Here is an 18,383-nt window from a genome sequence, read left to right on the forward strand (position 1 = left end):
TGGCATTGGTACTCATATACCCTAGTTAAAATAGAAAATAACGTTCTGCTTGATTTCGACACGAAAAAGTAATAGAAGGGCAGGATATTTTTTACGTGATGGGGAATGATAGTACTAGATTGGCCAAAAGGGGGAAGCTGTTATGAAGATGCGGGAAGCCGTACCAGAAGATGCCGCCACGATTCGAGATATCGCACTTGCGACCATCAGTGTGACAGATGACGTTCGGTCTAAGGTGATGGAGCGCGCCTATCAACAAGAAGAGATCGTCCGGGCCATCGGTTCGAGTGAAGAAGCGAAAGAACAGTTGTTCATCGTCGGTGAGGCCGAAGGAGACGTTATCGGGTTTTACCATGCGATCGACCGCGGTGATACGTGGGAAGTGCTTCGTCTCTATCTTCATCCGGCTCACCATCGCCAAGGACTTGGGGCAGAACTGCTGACGCATCTCCAAGAGCGGAAAGCGCAGCCGATCGAGCTGTACGTCGAGAGTTCGAACGAGCAGGCGATCGCGTTCTTAAGCCACCAAGCGTTCACCGAACTGAACCGAATTCAAGAAGAAGTGTACGATCAACCGATGGAGCTCATCCATTTGCGTTACGACCCACGCTAAGACTCCAGACGGATTTTCTTTCAAACATCAGTCAGCGGCTGATGTTTTTTGTTAGAATTGATGAGACATACTAATAATGAGGTGACAGCATGACATATGAAGAAGAATCACGAAAAGGGGTCATCGTGATCGTTTACCCGTTGCAGTTCACGTCCCGACTCAGCGAAGCATTTTTGCAGCGACTCAGTGTCGACTATGAGGTGCTCGTCGTGACCGGACAGACGGTCGGACTAACGGCAGAAGACCATAAACAGCTGATCAAGAACACGCTACGGGAAGCGAGTCAGTCCAAACTACCAATTCACGTCATCGCCTTCAGTCTCGGGGCGCTCTTGACGAACCGCCTCCTGCAAGAGTACGACGTGCCGCTCGGGAGTTTGACATACATCTCCCCGCTCTTTGATTGGCATTCGTCCCGCCAAATCGGCGGGCTCAAACAAGTCGTCGCCAGTGCGGTCGACCGGTTCCGCCCCGATTTGCCGCTCAGTATGATGACGTTCACCGGTGGTGGGGAAGAGTCATCTCGTTTCGGCGAGATCACATACGCGCAGTACCGCGAAATCGAAGAAGAGATCGTCGAGCATCAAGAGGAGAAGAAACATTTACCTCGCTTACCGCTCGCTTGCTTCTACGCGCCGGACGATCGTTTCGCCGACGTGAAGCTGACGTTGAACGTCTGCCGCAAAATCGGCGGCGACCAAGTCTACATCCGTCGACTCGAAGGGTTCCCGCACTTTGGCTATGAACGGTTGAACACGAAGTTCGCGGAGACGCTGTTAACGTTTTATGAATTGATTCGGGAATAAATAACAGGCGACTCGCGTGAGTCGCCTGTTTTCATGCCCGTTTTTCGATCGCCACGATGAATGGCGGATGATTGATTTGGTTGACGAAACCGTAACGGAGAACGCCGGCTCGTTTTTGGTCGAGTGACTCGACGTACGTGAGCACCTCGTCCCGCTCGACTTTCCCGCTCTCATGGCCGTGGTAGATGACGACGACGATGACACCGCCGACGGCCATCACGTCGAGCAATTGCTCGAGGGCGTCGATCGTCGTGTTGCCGGTCGTTGTGATCGACTTGTCGCTCCCAGGCAAGTAGCCGAGATTGAAGACGGCCGCCGTAATCGGACGGGTTTCATCCGCGACGACCGCCTTGACCGTGTCGTGGCTGTCGTGGACGACCGAGACACGATCAAGCAGATTGGCGGCGGTGATGCGGTCTGTCGTCGCCTTGACTGCCGCCTCTTGGACGTCAAACGCGTAGACGTGGCCGCTGCCGACTCGTTCTGCTAGAAACAATGTATCGTGTCCGTTGCCGGCCGTCATATCGATGGCGACGGCACCGTCTGTAACGTGTTCACTTAACAGATGCTTCGCGAACGGTAAAACTCTCATTAATCCCATAGATCTCATCCTTCTTTTTTCCTTGGAAGGAATCACGACGTTCCAACTCGGCGTTGATAGCGTTCAAGACGGCCATTTTGTGCCGGCTCCACGTCGGTCCGATCAATAAGTCGGGTGGACCGTCGCCCGTTAATCGATGAATCACGATTTCAGGCGGTAAGTACTCGAGCTGATCGCAGACGAGCGAGACGTATGTCGTCTCGTCCATGAGTTCGAGCAGCCCCAACTCGTATTGTCTGGCGAGCGGCGTCTGTTTTAAGACGTGGAGCAAATGGATCTTGATTCCTTGTATATCCATTTTAGCAACTTCTCGGGCCGTGTCGAGCATCATGTCTGGCGTTTCACCGGGAAGCCCGTTGATGATATGGACACAGACGGAAATGTTCCGGCTCCGCAGTTTCGCGAGACCGTCGAGGAACGTCTTATAGTCGTGGCCCCGGTTAATCTTTTTCGCGGTTGAATCATGGATCGTCTGCAGGCCGAGTTCGACCGTGAGCGACGTCCGCTCGTTCAACTCAGCGAGATAGTCGACGACGTCGTCTGGCAGACAGTCGGGTCGTGTCGCGATCGCGAGTCCGACGACGCCTTCTTCTGCGAGTGCCGGTTCGAACAGCTCGCGCAAGCGCTCTACGGGTGCGTACGTGTTGCTGAACGCTTGGAAGTAGGCGATATACGACGCCTGCTTCCATTTCCGATGCAGACGGGCCGTGCCCTCGGCGAACTGGACCGGGATCGGATCACAGGCGTTGCCGGCAAAATCGCCGCTGCCGTCATCCGAACAGAACGTGCAGCCGCCTTTTGAGACGAGGCCGTCGCGGTTCGGACACGTGAAGCCGCCATCGAGCGGGACTTTGAACACTTTCTCGCCGAATTCGCGACGATACGCTTCATTTAATTTGTGGAATCTAGCTTGGCCAAACGGATTATTCAATGCTATCCTCTCCTTCCTTGCTCATGCTATCACAAGGTGGAGCTTGCTTTACTTCATAATAAGTAAATTTTCTTGACAGTTATGTAGCGTTCCGTTAGCTTGGAGAAGGACTCATCACAGATTCGGCCGTCGTGCCGGATTTTTTATCGTTTAAAGGAATGAAAGGAGTAACGGGTATGAACAATAAAATGCCGATTTCGGTATGGATTCTAGTCATTGCGATGGCGCTCAACACAACGGCGGCGTCTTTTTTATGGCCATTTAACACACTCTACATTAATGGATATTTAGGCGAGTCGATGACGCTCGCAGGTATTGCGCTGCTCGTCAACTCAGCGCTCGCGATCGCTGGTAACTATATCGGCGGGACGTTATTCGACCGCATCGGCGGGAAGCGGACGCTTGTCATCTCGGTCGGGCTGTTGCTCGCGAGCTCGCTCGGCTTCTTATTGTTTCATGCCACGTTCTTCGGGTATTTGGCTTGGCTCGGTTTGATCGGATTCTCGGGTGGGCTCGTCTTTCCGACCGTGTACGCGTTTGCCGGTTTGATCTGGCCTGAAGGCGGTCGACGCTCGTTCAACGCGATCTACGTCGCCCAAAACGTCGGTGTCGCCCTCGGGACGGCGATGAGCGGTCAGATCGCGCGTATCAACATCGAGTGGATCTTCTATGCGAACTTCTTCTTGTCGGTCCTTTTCGTCGTTGTGCTGTTGTTCGGCCTGCGTTACTTGAAAAACCCGGGTCGTCCAATCGTCCAGTCTCAGCTCGAGGCCGCGGCGACGACGCTCTCTGGCGCGACGATGAAATCGATGTGGTTTGTCGCCATCGGTTATGCCGCACTCTGGTTCGTCTACGTCCAGTGGCAAGGAACGATCGCCGTCCATTCGAAAGACCTCGGTGTGACGATTAGCCAATACTCATTGCTGTGGACGGTCAACGGAGCGTTGATCGTGTTCGCCCAACCGCTCCTCAACCGGGCGCTGCGCTACTTTGAAGACGATTTGAAGCGCCAACTCGTCGTCGGTGCCATCATCTTCCTCGCTGCTTTCATCATCGTCCCGTTCGCGGGAGGATTTACGATGTTCATGGTCGCGATGATCGTCATGACGATCGGTGAGATGTTCATCTGGCCGGCCGTTCCGACGATCGCCGCAAAACTTGCACCTCCAGGTAAAGCCGGACAGTTCCAAGGACTCGTCAACATCGCCGCGTCGGTCGGACGGATGATTGGACCGACGCTCTCAGGACTCACGTTCGATTTACTCGGGATGAACGCTGTGTTTGGATTGCTGCTTCTACTCATTATCACAGCGCTGTTCTTCTTTATGAAAATCAGTTCGTTGAATCGTCAAACTTGATTCGAATTGCACATCGACCGCGTATTCAATTCGCATGCGATGTTGCAATCTCATTTAAAATCTAGGTAAAGGATCCTTTCACATAATCGTTCCGTCGTTTCCTGTTTCTAGCCGATGAGGGGATGTACACCATGAACGAAGAAGTCAATTTACTCGTGCTCGCGACCCAATACATGTTTTGGGTCGGATTTGTCGGAATGGCCGCCGCGACGCTCTATTTTTTAGTGGAACGAAACAGCCTTGACCCGGAATATCGTTCTGTCGCCACGGTCGCTGCCTTGGTAACGTTTGTCGCTGCCATTCATTACTATTTCATGAAGGACGCCGTTGGTGATTCGGGACTGTTGTCTGAGATCACAGGTTTTCCAACCGAGATTCGTTATATCGATTGGCTCGTGACGACACCGCTCTTGCTCGTGAAGTTCCCGCTTCTCCTCAATTTAAAGGGGAAGATGAAGTCGGGACTGCTGACGAAATTGATCGTCGCCGACATTATTATGATCGTCTCGGGATATCTTGGTGAATCATCGATCAACTTGAACGGCGGCTTCACGCAACTTGGATTGTGGGGCTATCTAGTCGGCTGTTTAGCATGGATCTATATCATCTACTTGCTGTTCACGAGTGTCACGAAAGCGGCGGAATCGTCGCCGGCACCGATCCGGAAAGCGCTGCTCAACATGCGCCTGTTCATCTTGATCGGTTGGGCGATTTACCCGATCGGTTACGCGGTCACGCTGTTCGCGACTGGGGTAGAGGTTCAGTTAGTGCGTGAGCTCATCTACAACGTCGCCGACTTGGTCAACAAGGTCGGATTCGGATTGATCGCTTTCTTCGCAGTGAAAACGATCTCGACGCTCAAACAAATTAAAACGTGATTGTAAGTTCACATTGACGTAGATTTTTATCTTGCGCTAGAATGAAGAGGTGAGATAAAAATTGCGTTGATAAGGAATAGTATCGTAGGGTCGATATTTTAGAGAGCCGGTGGTTGGTGTAAACCGGTATATGGACCGCGAGAACTCGCCTTGGAGCTGTTCGCCTGAACTAAAAGTAGGGTGAACCGAAGTTACGCCTCGTTACCGGCGTCTCAAGTGGCAGACATGCAACATGGGTGGTACCGCGGAGAGCTTTCAAGCCTTTCGTCCCATTTACCGGGGCGGAGGGCTTTTTATTATGCAGAGGAGGAAGAAATTTGAGCTATTTTAAACATCAAGACATCGAGCCGAAATGGCAAAAGCGTTGGGAAGAGAAAGATTCATTCCGGACGACGGAAGACCCGGACAAGGAATGTTTCTACGTCCTCGACATGTTCCCTTACCCGTCAGGAGCCGGACTTCACGTCGGTCACCCGGAAGGTTATACGGCGACAGATATCATCGCCCGTATGAAACGGATGCAAGGCTATAACGTCCTTCACCCGATCGGTTGGGACGCGTTCGGTCTTCCGGCCGAACAGTACGCCCTCGACACAGGGAACGACCCGCGGGAGTTCACGGAGCGTAACATCGGGACGTTCCGCCGTCAGTTGAAAGACCTCGGCTTCTCGTACGACTGGGACCGTGAGATCAGCACGACCGACCCGAAATACTACAAGTGGACGCAATGGATCTTCACGCAGCTCTATGAGCGTGGCCTCGCCTACGTCGACGAAGTGGCGGTCAACTGGTGTCCGGCCCTCGGTACGGTACTCGCTAACGAGGAAGTCATCGACGGATTGTCTGAGCGTGGGAACCACCCGGTCTACCGCGTCCCGATGAAACAGTGGGTGCTCCGCATTACACATTACGCCGAGCGGTTGCTTGATGATTTAGAAACACTCGACTGGCCAGAGAGCGTCAAAGAGATGCAACGCAACTGGATCGGAAAATCGGTCGGCGCCGAAGTCGACTTTAAAGTCGACGGGCACGATAAAGTCGTTACCGTGTTCACGACGCGGCCTGATACTCTTTACGGAGCGACGTACGTCACACTCGCGCCGGAGCACCCGTTCGTCAAAGCGATTGCGACGCCGGAACAACTCGTCGCGGTCGAAGCGTACGCGGAAGAAGTCTCGAAGAAGACCGACCTCGAACGGACCGATCTCGCCAAAGAGAAGACGGGTGTCTTCACGGGCGCTTACGCGGTCAACCCGGTCAACGGGGAAAAACTTCCGATCTGGATCGCTGACTATGTCTTGTCGACGTACGGCACGGGTGCGGTCATGGCCGTACCGGGCCACGATGAGCGAGACTATGAGTTCGCGAAGACGTTTGACCTCCCAATCCGCGAAGTCGTCAAAGGCGGTAACTTGGATGAGGCGGCTTACACGGAAGACGGTGAACATGTGAACTCAGGAGCGCTCGACGGTCTCAATAAAGTCGATGCCATCGCCAAAATCATCGAAGAACTCGAACTTGCCGGCACGGGCCGGGCGAAGACGACGTATCGTCTCCGTGACTGGTTGTTCAGCCGTCAACGCTATTGGGGCGAGCCGATCCCGATCGTTCATATGGAAGACGGGACGCTCAAGACGGTATCGATCGAAGAGCTTCCGCTCGAACTTCCGATCATCGATGAGATCAAGCCGTCAGGCACAGGCGAGTCACCACTCGCGAACGCAGACGAGTGGTTGACGTACACAGACCCGGTGACGGGTGAGAAGGGTCGTCGTGAGACTAACACGATGCCGCAATGGGCCGGCAGTTGCTGGTACTACATCCGCTACATCGATCCGCATAACGAAGACATGATCGCCGATCCTGAGAAGTTGAAGCGCTGGCTCCCGGTCGACTTGTACGTCGGTGGGACGGAGCACGCGGTCCTACACTTGCTCTACGCGCGTTTCTGGCACAAAGTGCTCTACGACATCGGGATCGTCCCGACGAACGAGCCTTTCCAAAAGCTCTACAACCAAGGTATGATTCTCGGTGAGAACAACGAGAAGATGTCGAAATCAAAAGGCAACGTCGTCAACCCGGACGATATCGTCAAATCACACGGTGCCGACACGCTTCGTCTCTATGAGATGTTCATGGGACCGCTTGATGCGGCCATCGCGTGGTCGACAAACGGCCTTGACGGGGCACGTCGCTTCCTCGACCGTGTCTGGCGTTTGTTCGAACAAGCGAAACTCGAAGACGTCGCTGCGACGGGCGACTTTGAGCGCACGTACCATCAGACTGTGAAAAAAGTGACGGAAGATTATGAGGCACTTCGCTTCAATACAGCGATCTCGCAACTCATGGTCTTCATCAACGAAGCGTACAAGCAAGACACGTTACCGAAGCAAGAGATGGTCAACTTCATCAAGATGCTCGCTCCGGTCGCACCACACTTGGCTGAAGAGTTGTGGGAGCGTCTCGGGATGGCAGAAGAGTTGACGTATGCGGCGTGGCCGACGTTCGACGAGTCGAAACTCGTCAGCGATACGATCGAGGTCGTCATCCAAGTGAACGGTAAGCTTCGGGCGAAGATGCACGTGACGCGCGACGCTTCAAAAGAAGCACTTGAGGCGGAGGCACTCGCGAACGAGCGTGTACAAGAGTTCACTGAAAGAAAAACGGTCCGTAAAGTGATCGTCGTCCCAGGTAAACTCGTTAACATCGTCGTAGGATAAGTTAAGGAATGTGTGACATTGTCACACGTTCCTTTCTTTTTGGGGATGCCGTTTTCTTTTTGAGGCGGTTTTGTTACACTAAAGGGCGACACTGAATATAAAGGGGACTAAGCGTCCATGAAACGATCTTACGTACTGTACACGACGTTGTTTGCGGTCGTGGTCGGCGTGATTCTTTGTTACGTGTTCGTTTTTTCAGACGAAGACATTCAAAGCCAAATCGCTGCGACATTTGAAAAGATTGAGATTCAAACGAGTCATCAAGCGACGTCGATGCCTCCGGTCGAGGCCTCGCCAGACGAAGAAGACATCGATACGACCGATGCGCTCGAACAAATACAGAATATTGACGAGGTTTACTATAGCGACACGATCGGGGCTTATTTGGTCTTGACGAAAGACAACGACTTCTTTGAAGTGAGCGGAAACGCGAATCGAGTGAACGCTTCACTCAAGCTCGAGACCAAGAATCAATCGTTCCCGCTCGGTGACTTTATCGGGATGCGTATGATTGCAGAAGATAAAATTTATGCCGTCACATCGACCGGTGTCATCGTGACGATCGAGCGAGAAGAAGGACGTTGGATGGAGCGCGAACGAAAAGCAATCGGCGGGCTTGTTTCGACCGATCGGCTGTTTGGGCTCGGGTACGACCAAGAGACGGAACGGCTCATCATCATGAACCGCACGGCAGCGGCGCCGGATATCGAACTCATCTACGTTCAAGAACGGATTATGAAGGCGGAAACGCCGGAGGAAGCCGAAGCGACACCGGATGAGGAAGCCGAACCAGCAACGGATGAACCGACCCAATCGGCTGAAGAAACGATCGAGACGGATGCTGTCTCTCCGGAAGATGAGGCACTTCAAACAGAAGAAACAGAAGACGTCGAACCGTTGACGGAGTGGACGATTGAATCACGCAAGCCACTCACGACGGAAGGGATGAGCGCCTCGATTCAACAGAAGTTTGAGAAGTTCCGTGGGGTCGGTCTTGTCGAACGGCAAGGACGGATTTACGTCCTCGATTCGGAAGAACTCGTGTTATACACGATCAACCCAGGCGAAGGGACGATGAACGGTCAAATGGTGACGCCTCGCGTCTACGGTTCGACCGGCATGTTCCTGCAAGACAATGAAATTTTTGCAATCGTACGACCAGACGTGTTCGATCTTGACGCGTTCGTCTCGGTCGACTGATAGGAGCGGATCAAATGAGTAAACGTTATTTTTATGAAGAAGTACGTCAGTTTCACGAAACGTTCGGTCACCCGGAAGCAAGCGTGCCGAGCCCGCTCGAACTTGACCGGGCCGTGAAACGGTCGGTCTGGACGGCAGAAGAAGCGGTCGTCGAATTTTTGCACCAGTCAGCCCGGACGGAAGACGAGTTTTTGCAAGCCGTCGCGACGTTCCAACAAGGGTTTGAGAAAGCCGTGCACAAATCGCTCCAAGAAGCGCCGCCGACGAACGACGTCGACCGGCTCGTCGGTCAAGGGGACGCGCTCACGGACGCACTCTATTTCGTGATGGGGAGTTTCGTCGAGCTCGGGCTCGACCCGGTGCCGCTGTTTGAAATCGTCCAGCGTGCCAACATGGCGAAACTCGGCCCGGACGGATTGCCGATCCTGCGCGCGTCAGACAATAAAGTCATGAAGCCTGAAGGGTGGATGCCACCTGAGCCGGAACTCGAGGCTGAGGTCCGTCGCCAAATGGCAGAAAAATAAGAGAGCGTGGTCACTAGGACCACGCTCTCAGATTGTTGATGAACCAAATCGTAAACAGCGATCTGGTTCATCTTTTTTTATGTTCGATGGCCTTAAGGCGCTCTGCCTAACATAAAATTGAAGTCGAGTCCGCAGTAGACCGATGTCGACCGTTTACGTTGCTCGTCAGACGGCGCCCCGACTCCTGCAGGAAAGCAATCCGCCGGAGACCCAGCAGCGACGTTTGTCGCGATGCGGCTCCGGGATTGCCTGCGGAAAGCGTGGGCGCCGATAGGACGAGCGATATCACTCCTGTTAGTCCACGCTCTCTTTACGTTGCAGGCTCGAGTGTGGAGAATTCCGCCGCATGTGACCCGGCGCAGTGGCCGGTCGTGAAAGCGGCCGTAATGTTATAGCCGCCCGTGTATCCGTGAATGTCGAGCACCTCGCCGGCGAAGAACAAACCGTCTGCCTTCTTTGACATCATCGTCTGTGGGGCGATCTCTTTGACCGAGACACCGCCGCCCGTGACGAACGCCTTGTCGAAGTCGAGCGTACCTGTCGCGTGCAGTTCGAACGTCTTGAGACGCGTCGCGAAATCGATGACCGATTGTCGTTTCAACTGGCTCGCGTCCTCTTCGCCGAAAGCGAGTTCAGCCAAGAGAAGGTCGAGCATCCGTTCCGGAATGAACCCTTTCCAGACGTTTTTGACGGCACGTTTCGGTTGGGCTTGCACTTGGTTCCACAACTCTTGAACGAGCTCGTCGCGCGCCATGTCTGGGAACAAGTCGAGTGACAGGGCGACGACCCGTTCTTTGCTGCGCTTGCGTTCTTTGATCGTATATTGACTGCATCTGAGTGCGATCGGACCCGAGATACCGAAGTGGGTGAAGATCATGTCGCCGCGGTGCGTTTTGATCGGCTTGCCTTTTTTACCGTGCACGGTGAGTGCGACGTCCCGAAGCGATAGCCCTTGCAACTGTTTCGTCCCGATGAACGAATCGTTCAAGAGGATGGGTACCTCGGTCGGGAACAGCTCGGTGATCGTGTGACCCGCTTTCTCGGCCCACGGGTAACCGTCGCCTGTCGAGCCGGTGTGGGGGACGGATTGACCGCCGACGGCGATGACGCAAGCCTTGGCCTCGATTCGTTCCCCGTCCTCTAGCTCGACCGCCTCGAACTCATTTACTTCATTAAAATGGAGCGTTTTCACTTTCGCGTTCTTCCGAATCTCGACCCCGAGCGAATCAATCGCCCGGAGGAGCGTGTTGACGACGTCCTGGGCCTTGTCCGTCACCGGGAACATCCGGCCGTTGTCTTCTTCTTTCAACGGGATGCCGAAGCCCGTGAACAAATCGATGATGGACTGGTTATCGAACTGGGCAAGGGCGCTGTACAAAAAGCGGCCGTTCCCAGGGATGAACTGAATCAACTCGTCGACCGGTTTACGGTTCGTGACGTTGCAACGTCCTCCGCCGGAAATGGCGAGTTTGCGTCCGAGTTTAGAACCTTTATCAATCAGGAGCGTGTTCGCTCCGGCTTTTGCGGCGGCATAGGTCGCCATCAGGCCGCTTGGGCCTCCTCCGATGACGATGACATCTTTCATCATAGTATCCCTCGTTTCTGTTTCAAATCGACTAGTAAAATTATCGTAACTTTATTATCCGCAACAGTAAGAGTATAATGAGAAACGGTTGTTTTGTAAAACTAGGACATTTCAAACGTTGTATGAATAGATGGAGGTATCTCATGTCATCAAGCGTCAAACAAGATTCAGGACGAGAATCCTTCGTCAAAGGAACGCTGCTCTTATCAGCCGGGAACTTGATTTCCCGTGCGCTCGGACTGCTGTACACGTTCCCGTTCCAAGCGATGGTCGGGATTGCCGGTGTTACGTTATACCAAGCGGCATATACGTATTATGCGCTCATGATCGCCATCTCGACGGCAGGGATCCCGGTTGCCGTCTCAAAATTCATCGCCAAGTATAACGCGCTCGGCGAGTATGGGACGAGTCAACGGCTGTTCCGGCAAGGGATGAAGCTGATGCTCGCGACCGGTGTCGTCGCCTTTTTCTTACTCTTTTTTGCCGCTCCGTGGTTGTCGGAGCTCATGGTCCGCAATTCGGAAAATAATCAACAGTATATCGACTCGCTCACGCTCGTCACAAGAAGCGTCAGTTTTGCGCTCTTGCTCATCCCGGCGATGAGTATGGTCCGTGGTTATTTCCAGGGACATCAAGATATGGCCCCGACGGCCATCTCACAAGTCATCGAACAGATCGTACGCATCATGTTCTTGCTCAGCGGAACGATGCTCGTCTTGTTCGTCTTCTCAGACTCGGAGTTCGTTCGTCCGCTCGCTGACACGCTCGGCGGGACGGCGGCGGTCGAGACGACGGAACTGAACGGATTGAAAGTGCTCGCCGTGACGATCGCGACGTTCAGCGCGTTCATCGGTGCGATCGGGAGTATCGTCGTCCTCGCGATGTACTGGCGCAAGCGAAAAGACATTCATCGACAGACCGACAACCCTGAAGGAACGCCGGTCCGTTCGATGAAATCGCTCTTGCTCGAATTGCTCAGCTACTCGATTCCGATCGTCATGGTCGGCTTGTCGACACCGCTCTACCAGTTCGTCGATCAGTTGACGATGGTCAACACGCTGCTCAACGCTGGGAAATCGGTGGCTGAGGCGACGTCGGCGTTCGGTTTTTTGACCGGTAACGCCCACAAGATCGTTTTGATCCCGGTATCGATCGCGGCCAGTGTGTCGATGGCGACGATTCCACTCGTCACCCGATCGTTCACACACGGGGACATGGATAAAGTCCGCAATCAAGTCAATCATATTTTCCAAGTATCGTTCTTCGTGACGATTCCAGCCGTCATCGGACTCGTCGCGCTCTCAGAGCCGTTGTTTGGGACGCTCTTCCCGGGTGACCGGGAAGGGTGGGTCTACTTGCTCCATTACGCACCGAGTGCATTCTTCCTCGCCTATTACTCGGTCGCTGCGGCAATTTTGCAAGGAATCAATAAACAATACTTCACGATTTTCGCGACAGCGATGGGGCTCTTGACGAAAGTCGTCTTGAACGTCCCGTTTGTATACGCGCTCGGCGGCATCGGTGCCGGTTATGCGACGATTGCCGGATACATCGTGGCGATCATCCTCATGGTGTGGAAGATTCAACGGGCACTTCAGTTCCCATACAAACAACTGTTACGTCGCACGATCCTCATGTTTGCGATGGGTGCGGCGATGTTCGTTGCGGTGTATGGGTCGTTGTTCATCACGCTGAATGACCAACCGAGTTGGAGCAATGACATCGTTGCGACCGTCGTCGGCTTCGGGATCGGGCTCGTCGTGTATGGCTATCTCGGATGGAGAAGCCACTTGGCCGGGAAACTGTTAGGAAAACGATTCCAATATCGGAGGAAAAATAATGCGAATTGATAAGTTGTTAGCCAATATGGGCTATGGTTCACGTAAAGACGTGAAACTGTTATTAAAACAGGGAGCGGTTCGAATCGACGACCAACCTGTGAAAGATGCGAAACGTCACGTCGACACGGACAGTGAGACGGTCACCGTGCTCGGTGAGCCGGTCGAGTACCGTCCGTTCGTCTACTTGATGATGAATAAGCCGGCTGGTGTCATCAGTGCGACCGAGGACAAAGTTGAGTCGACGGTCATCGAATTGATCGACCCGGCTTACGCCCATTACGAGCTGTTTCCTGTCGGTCGTCTCGACAAAGATACGACGGGCCTGCTGCTCATCACGAACGATGGGGCGTTCAACCACGCTCTCATGTCACCGCGTAAACACGTCGACAAGGTGTATATCGCCGAAGTCGACGGTGAGATTGCGGTCGAGGACATCCGCATGTTCGCGGAAGGAGTCGCTCTCGAGGACGGATACACGACGAAACCGGCGCGTCTTGAAGTGCTCAGTCAGACGGGCCAAAAATCGGTCGTTCGCCTGACGTTGTCGGAAGGGAAGTATCATCAGGTCAAGCGGATGATCGCTGCGGTCGGTAAGCACGTCGAACAGCTCGAACGTGTCCAAATTGGACCGCTCGAACTCGATGAATCGTTACAGCCTGGTGAATACCGTGAACTGACTGAAGCAGAAGTCGAACAGTTTTTGTCATGAATCAGGAGTGAAAAGTGAGACCGGATGTCGGAAAGGCATCCGGTCTCATTTTTTATGTAAAAAAAGAGGCCCCGCTCGCGGAACCCCTTGTAATTATATTCAATTTGCCGTCTTCAGTGAACGTTTCGATGACGTCCACGTGCCGCGACTCGGACTTTCTACAAGATTGTTGTATTCAAGTACGTTCAAATCACGCTGGACAGTGCGTGATGTGATGCCGAACTCTTCTACTAGTTCTGAAGTGGTAACGCAATCCCTTTCGTTGATAAATAAATAAATCGACTTAATACGGGTTAGCATACGATCTGTTGAACCTTTCATTGGATGACCTCCCAATGCGTAGAATGGTGAAAGACGAAACCGACGGACGACGAATGAAATATGAAATTGTTATTTTCTAAAATTACATCTTAAGTATAACGCTCCTAAACAGAAAAGCAAGAGAAAAGAACGAACGATTTCAATGTAAAGAACATGTTATGAACGTAAATATCGAATGAACGAACTGTAAATCATCGGTTATAGAGCTTAAAGACGAACGAAAAATTATTTTCGAAATAAATGTTCGTCTTTCTGACATTTGGATATACTAATAAGGGAGAGAACATTCGCAAAGGGGAGATTGACATGAACTGGAGACAAGAAGTCGACTTACGAAAAGATGCGTTTTTAAACGATCTTAAAGGATTACTTACAATTCCGAGCGTGTTAAACGAATCGAAAACAGGACCGAACGAGCCGTTCGGCCCAGAAGTCCGTCAAGCGCTCGACTATATGCTCGAGCTAGGTCAACGTGATGGCTTTATCACAAAGGATGTCGACGGATATGCGGGACATTTAGAATACGGCGAAGGTGAAGAACTCGTCGGCATCTTGTGCCATCTCGATGTCGTACCGGCCGGGGACGGGTGGACATATGGGGCGTTCAACCCGACAATCACCGACGGCAAAATTTTTGCACGCGGCAGCAATGACGATAAAGGACCGACGATGGCTGCCTATTACGGACTGCGGATCGTCAAAGAGCTCGGTTTGCCACTATCGAAACGGGTCCGTCTCATTGCGGGCTGTGACGAAGAGAGCGAGTGGCGTTGCGTACGTGAGTACTTCAAACAAGAAGAGATGCCGACGTATGGGTTTGCGCCTGACGCCGATTTCCCGATCATCAACGCCGAGAAAGGTCTATACGATGGCGTGCTCAAGCAACTTCCGATCCAGCACGGCACGGGAACGAAACATCACCTCGTCTCGTTCATCAGCGGGGAACGCCCGAACATGGTGCCAGACGTTGCGACAGCGGTGTTGAAAACGAATGAAGTGCTCGAAGACCAATTCGAGGCGTATCTCGAGAAGTATGAAGCGGACGGGACGTGTGTTTTTGAAGAAGGGATGTACACGTTCACAATAAAAGGCGTCGCGGCCCACGCGATGGAACCAGACAACGGGGTGAACGCGGCCTACGTGCTCGCAGGCTTCCTGCTCACGCTCGCGCTCGATATTCAAGGTGAGCGCTACATCGAGTTCGTCCGTCACGTCTTTGCGGACTCACGCGGCATCTCGCTCGGTATTGAAGCGAGCGACGAGACCGGGGATTTGACGATCAACGGTGGCGTCTTCCGCTACAACGACACGGAGCGAATGGCGACGGTCAACATCCGTTACCCGTATACGGCAAAGTTCACGGAACGTCTGCAAAACTTGAAAGAAATCGCGTTGTCATTCGGTTTCGAATTGACGACAAAACACCATATGCCGCCACACCACGTTTCGGAAGACCATCCGCTCGTGACAACATTAGCAGGCGTCTATGAGCGCCAAACTGGTGAATCAGCGCACCTGATGGCAATCGGAGGCGGTACGTATGCCCGCTCGCTCGAAGCCGGCGTCGCGTTCGGCGCGTTGTTCCCGGGAGCGAAAGATGTCGCCCATCAGGTCGACGAGTATATGGAAGTTGAAGATTTATTACGTGCGGCCGCAATCTATGCGGAAGCAATTTACGAGCTCGCTAAATAATAACCTTTGAGAGCTGACTGCATCGGTCGGCTCTCTGTCTGTTAGGAAGGAAGTTGAACGTGAACCAGCAAAAAAAATCGTTTCAATCGATTTATGTCGCCATCTTTTTCGCACAAGGCGCCCTCATCCCATACATGGCCTTGTTCTTCTCACAAGCACGTTTTGATTTGTCACCAAGTGAGGTCGGGACGATCGTCGCTATCTTGCCCATTTTATCGATTGGTGTACAACCACTCTGGGGCATGCTGGCCGACCGCACGGGCCGAACCCGCGCCTGGTTAATGTTAGCAATGATTGCGGCTGCGGCAATCTCAATCACATTTTTATTTGCGACATCGTACGTCTGGATCATTCTGTTGATGATAGTCTGGTCGATATTTCAATGTGCCCACATTCCGCTCGTCGATATGATGACGCTCGATTACACGTCCCGCGCTAAAATCGATTACGGAGCCATCCGTTTGTTCGGCTCGGCCGGGTTTGCTATCGCGGTCTTCATGATCGGCCGGATTGCGGATACGTCATGGGGGTTATCGAGTACGTTTCTGCTTAGTGCGATCGTGCTCGTCGTCGGAACCGTCGCCTTGAAGCAAATTACGGATACGGGTGTAACCCATACGACGACAGCAGCCCCGTTCGCTTGGTCAGCCATTTGGAATGCACCGTTCGTGGCGTTTTTAGTCGGCGGCATGCTCGTCTTTGGTCCGATTTACGCAAACAACTACTACTTTGGCATTTATGTGACGAGCATCGGCGGCTCGACGACGCTCGTCGGGACGTTGTTTTTAGTGGCGGTGCTCTGTGAGATCCCGTTTATGAAAGTGGCGCATCAAATTGTCGCACGTCTCGGCACTGTCAACGTACTCGCTGGGGCAGCTTTGATTTCAGCGCTTCGGAACGGTTGGCTCGCACTCGAACCGTCGTTGTGGGTCGTTTGGTTGCTCGCCATCGTTCAAGGACTCGTCGTCGGGTTGCTCATTCCGGTTGCACTTCAGTTTGTCCGAAGTCTCGTCAGCTTAAACGTCACCTCGACAGCGATTGGCGTCTATATGGCTGTCACATCGGGCTTGGCGACAGCCGCATTCAATCAGTTGAGCGGGATTATCATTGAAGTAGACAGCATTATCGGTGTATTTTGGATGTACACAGCAGTCAGTGTCATCGGCGCGATTTTATTCTTGGGACTGAGACGGTTCCGTGAGAAAGGATGACGAGCGATGTCGACACATTATTTTATAGCGCTCCCGATCGAAGCGCGACAGTTTGAACAAATCCAACGGGACATCTTACCGTTCTATTCCTATCGCCGCGTTTATCGACCAGAGGAATTTCATTTGACGCTTCAATTTTTAGGGGCATTAGACGATGACCAAGTAGAGGCAGTCAAAGAGATCACTCGAGACGTGGCGCACGAAACGGCGCCGTTCACGTTATATTTTCAGCAGATTGATCATTTTGGGAGACCCGATCGTCCGCGCGTGCTGACAATCATCCCGAATCCGTCTGTAGCGCTTTCGACATTCGTCAGTACACTTCGGCGCAAATTGGCAGAAGAGATTTCAGCAATCGATCGGAAACCGTTCGCAGCACACGTCACCCTTGCAAAGAAATGGGATACCGGCGAGCGGATCCCTTATATCGCACCTGCGTTTGACGTGGAAGAAGCAATCACAGAAGTAGTGCTCTATCGAATCAATCCGACAAAGACTCCTGCCTATGAAGCAGTTGAAGTATTTCCGCTAGCGCATTCAGAGGAGGACACATGGCGATCCCGATTAAAATTTTTGACGTAATTTCTAAATATGAACGGAACATGCTCGATCAATTCAATCGTTTTCAAGAGTATATCGAATCCGATACGGCGCGAATGCGCAGACTCTACGACTCAAATCGGCTAACTCCGCCGGAAATCATGGAGTTTGAAAACCCGTGGTGGAAATTTTGGCGTCGTACGGAGCGCATCGAGCTCGAAGCGAACCCGTTGACGGAAAAACAATTTCAAACGCTGCTCACAAACCGGCGCCGCATCCAAAAGCTTCAATTTGCGTGCGAAGGGGCAACAGAAGCGGACATGCCACTATTAGCTTTTTTGCGGGACTATAGTTATCGGCATATGCTCACAGAATGGAACGAGCATCACTTTTTCATGTATCGTCCTGTCGTCGAGTGGAACGGGGCCATGGTTGAACTAAGCCATATCATCGTTGGGCCGTCGCATATTTATCTCGTTGAATGGCTTGAAGGTGACCGCAGCATCTATCACGTATCGAAACAGAAGACTTGGATTCATCAACCACTCAAAGGGGAAAATAAACGTGTAGTCAATCCGCTCATCGCATTGACACGCACCGAAGAAATCGTAAGGCAGTTTCTTCCGTCCTATGATGGGGTCATCCAAAAAGTGGCGTTGGCTCCGAACGGCTATTTCGATCATGTGCCGGAGACACGCGCGACCCAGTTTGTTTCACGGTCGGATTACGACCAATGGATGAAACAAGTCAATGCGAGGGCATCCATCGTGAAAGCCCAACAAATTCGAGATGTGGCGAAACTTCTAGATACGACAGCACAGATGCCGTTTCGACAATTTTTGGATCAGTAGGA

At 52.7% G+C, this 18,383-nt stretch carries 17 protein-coding genes and 1 other annotated feature; of the genes, 13 read left to right on the top strand and 4 right to left on the bottom strand.

The genetic code is table 11. From position 1 onward, the window contains the following. Positions 1-142 precede the first annotated feature (142 nt). Positions 143-613: a GNAT family N-acetyltransferase gene (locus EVJ29_RS02000; RefSeq protein WP_071397869.1), complete on the top strand. Its 471-nt coding sequence runs from the start codon at positions 143-145 to the stop codon at positions 611-613. Positions 614-702: 89 nt separating this feature from the next. Beyond that, positions 703-1,419, top strand: a complete 717-nt coding sequence (locus EVJ29_RS02005) for an alpha/beta hydrolase (RefSeq protein ID WP_070329405.1) — start codon at positions 703-705, stop codon at positions 1,417-1,419. Between the two features lie 31 nt (positions 1,420-1,450). Here the strand turns inward: EVJ29_RS02005 and EVJ29_RS02010 are convergent, their stop codons facing one another. Beyond that, positions 1,451-2,020, bottom strand: a complete 570-nt coding sequence (locus EVJ29_RS02010; RefSeq protein WP_131504678.1) for a tRNA (mnm(5)s(2)U34)-methyltransferase — start codon at positions 2,018-2,020, stop codon at positions 1,451-1,453. After that, the gene (locus EVJ29_RS02015; protein WP_131504679.1) at positions 1,974-2,951 is read right to left on the bottom strand and encodes a TIGR01212 family radical SAM protein; all 978 of its coding nucleotides are present in this window, start codon (positions 2,949-2,951) and stop codon (positions 1,974-1,976) included. The genes EVJ29_RS02010 and EVJ29_RS02015 overlap by 47 nt, the downstream gene beginning before the upstream one ends. Positions 2,952-3,127: 176 nt before the next feature. Between EVJ29_RS02015 and EVJ29_RS02020 the strand changes: the two genes are divergently transcribed. The 5 genes from EVJ29_RS02020 (at position 3,128) to EVJ29_RS02040 (ending at position 9,631) form a co-directional block, all read left to right on the top strand. Further along, positions 3,128-4,309, top strand: coding sequence for an MDR family MFS transporter (locus EVJ29_RS02020; protein WP_131504680.1), 1,182 nt, complete (start codon positions 3,128-3,130; stop codon positions 4,307-4,309). A 131-nt stretch (positions 4,310-4,440) separates the two neighbouring features. After that, the gene (locus EVJ29_RS02025; protein ID WP_131490422.1) at positions 4,441-5,187 is read left to right on the top strand and encodes a bacteriorhodopsin-like; all 747 of its coding nucleotides are present in this window, start codon (positions 4,441-4,443) and stop codon (positions 5,185-5,187) included. 57 nt (positions 5,188-5,244) lie between these two features. Further along, positions 5,245-5,462, top strand: a binding site (T-box leader). A 42-nt stretch (positions 5,463-5,504) separates the two neighbouring features. After that, positions 5,505-7,907: a leucine--tRNA ligase gene (gene leuS, locus EVJ29_RS02030; RefSeq protein ID WP_131504681.1), complete on the top strand. Its 2,403-nt coding sequence runs from the start codon at positions 5,505-5,507 to the stop codon at positions 7,905-7,907. 117 nt (positions 7,908-8,024) lie between these two features. After that, on the top strand, positions 8,025-9,107 hold the full coding sequence (locus EVJ29_RS02035; protein WP_131504682.1) for a hypothetical protein: 1,083 nt from the start codon (positions 8,025-8,027) through the stop codon (positions 9,105-9,107). A gap of 14 nt (positions 9,108-9,121) precedes the next feature. Then, a complete protein-coding gene (locus EVJ29_RS02040; protein ID WP_131441468.1) occupies positions 9,122-9,631 on the top strand; it encodes a hypothetical protein in 510 nt (169 codons plus the stop codon). Positions 9,632-9,941: 310 nt separating this feature from the next. On the opposite strand, the gene EVJ29_RS02045 is transcribed toward EVJ29_RS02040, so the two are convergent. Continuing rightward, positions 9,942-11,219: an NAD(P)/FAD-dependent oxidoreductase gene (locus EVJ29_RS02045; protein WP_131504683.1), complete on the bottom strand. Its 1,278-nt coding sequence runs from the start codon at positions 11,217-11,219 to the stop codon at positions 9,942-9,944. Between the two features lie 140 nt (positions 11,220-11,359). Between EVJ29_RS02045 and EVJ29_RS02050 the strand changes: the two genes are divergently transcribed. After that, complete coding sequence (locus EVJ29_RS02050) at positions 11,360-13,066, top strand: putative polysaccharide biosynthesis protein (protein ID WP_131504684.1); 1,707 nt, start codon at positions 11,360-11,362, stop codon at positions 13,064-13,066. Next, on the top strand, positions 13,056-13,766 hold the full coding sequence (locus EVJ29_RS02055; protein WP_131504685.1) for a pseudouridine synthase: 711 nt from the start codon (positions 13,056-13,058) through the stop codon (positions 13,764-13,766). The genes EVJ29_RS02050 and EVJ29_RS02055 overlap by 11 nt, the downstream gene beginning before the upstream one ends. Before the next feature lie 99 nt (positions 13,767-13,865). Here EVJ29_RS02055 and EVJ29_RS02060 read toward each other — a convergent pair whose 3' ends face one another. After that, the gene (locus EVJ29_RS02060) at positions 13,866-14,087 is read right to left on the bottom strand and encodes a DeoR family transcriptional regulator (protein ID WP_083274163.1); all 222 of its coding nucleotides are present in this window, start codon (positions 14,085-14,087) and stop codon (positions 13,866-13,868) included. A 306-nt stretch (positions 14,088-14,393) separates the two neighbouring features. On the opposite strand from EVJ29_RS02060, the gene pepV reads away from it, so the two are divergent. The 4 genes from pepV to EVJ29_RS02080 are packed head-to-tail and all read left to right on the top strand — an operon-like array spanning position 14,394 to position 18,381. Next, positions 14,394-15,779, top strand: a complete 1,386-nt coding sequence (gene pepV / locus EVJ29_RS02065; RefSeq protein ID WP_131463862.1) for a dipeptidase PepV — start codon at positions 14,394-14,396, stop codon at positions 15,777-15,779. A 59-nt stretch (positions 15,780-15,838) separates the two neighbouring features. Continuing rightward, positions 15,839-16,990: an MFS transporter gene (locus EVJ29_RS02070; RefSeq protein ID WP_236633356.1), complete on the top strand. Its 1,152-nt coding sequence runs from the start codon at positions 15,839-15,841 to the stop codon at positions 16,988-16,990. 6 nt (positions 16,991-16,996) lie between these two features. After that, positions 16,997-17,572, top strand: a complete 576-nt coding sequence (gene thpR / locus EVJ29_RS02075; RefSeq protein ID WP_131490414.1) for an RNA 2',3'-cyclic phosphodiesterase — start codon at positions 16,997-16,999, stop codon at positions 17,570-17,572. Beyond that, positions 17,542-18,381 carry an NERD domain-containing protein gene (locus EVJ29_RS02080; protein WP_071397856.1) on the top strand — a complete coding sequence of 280 codons (840 nt, stop codon included), beginning with the start codon at positions 17,542-17,544 and terminating at the stop codon, positions 18,379-18,381. The genes thpR and EVJ29_RS02080 overlap by 31 nt, the downstream gene beginning before the upstream one ends. Positions 18,382-18,383: the final 2 nt, after the last annotated feature.

The organism is Exiguobacterium sp. SH4S7 (genome assembly GCF_004336795.1).
GTDB classification, from domain to species: domain Bacteria; phylum Bacillota; class Bacilli; order Exiguobacteriales; family Exiguobacteriaceae; genus Exiguobacterium; species Exiguobacterium aurantiacum_A.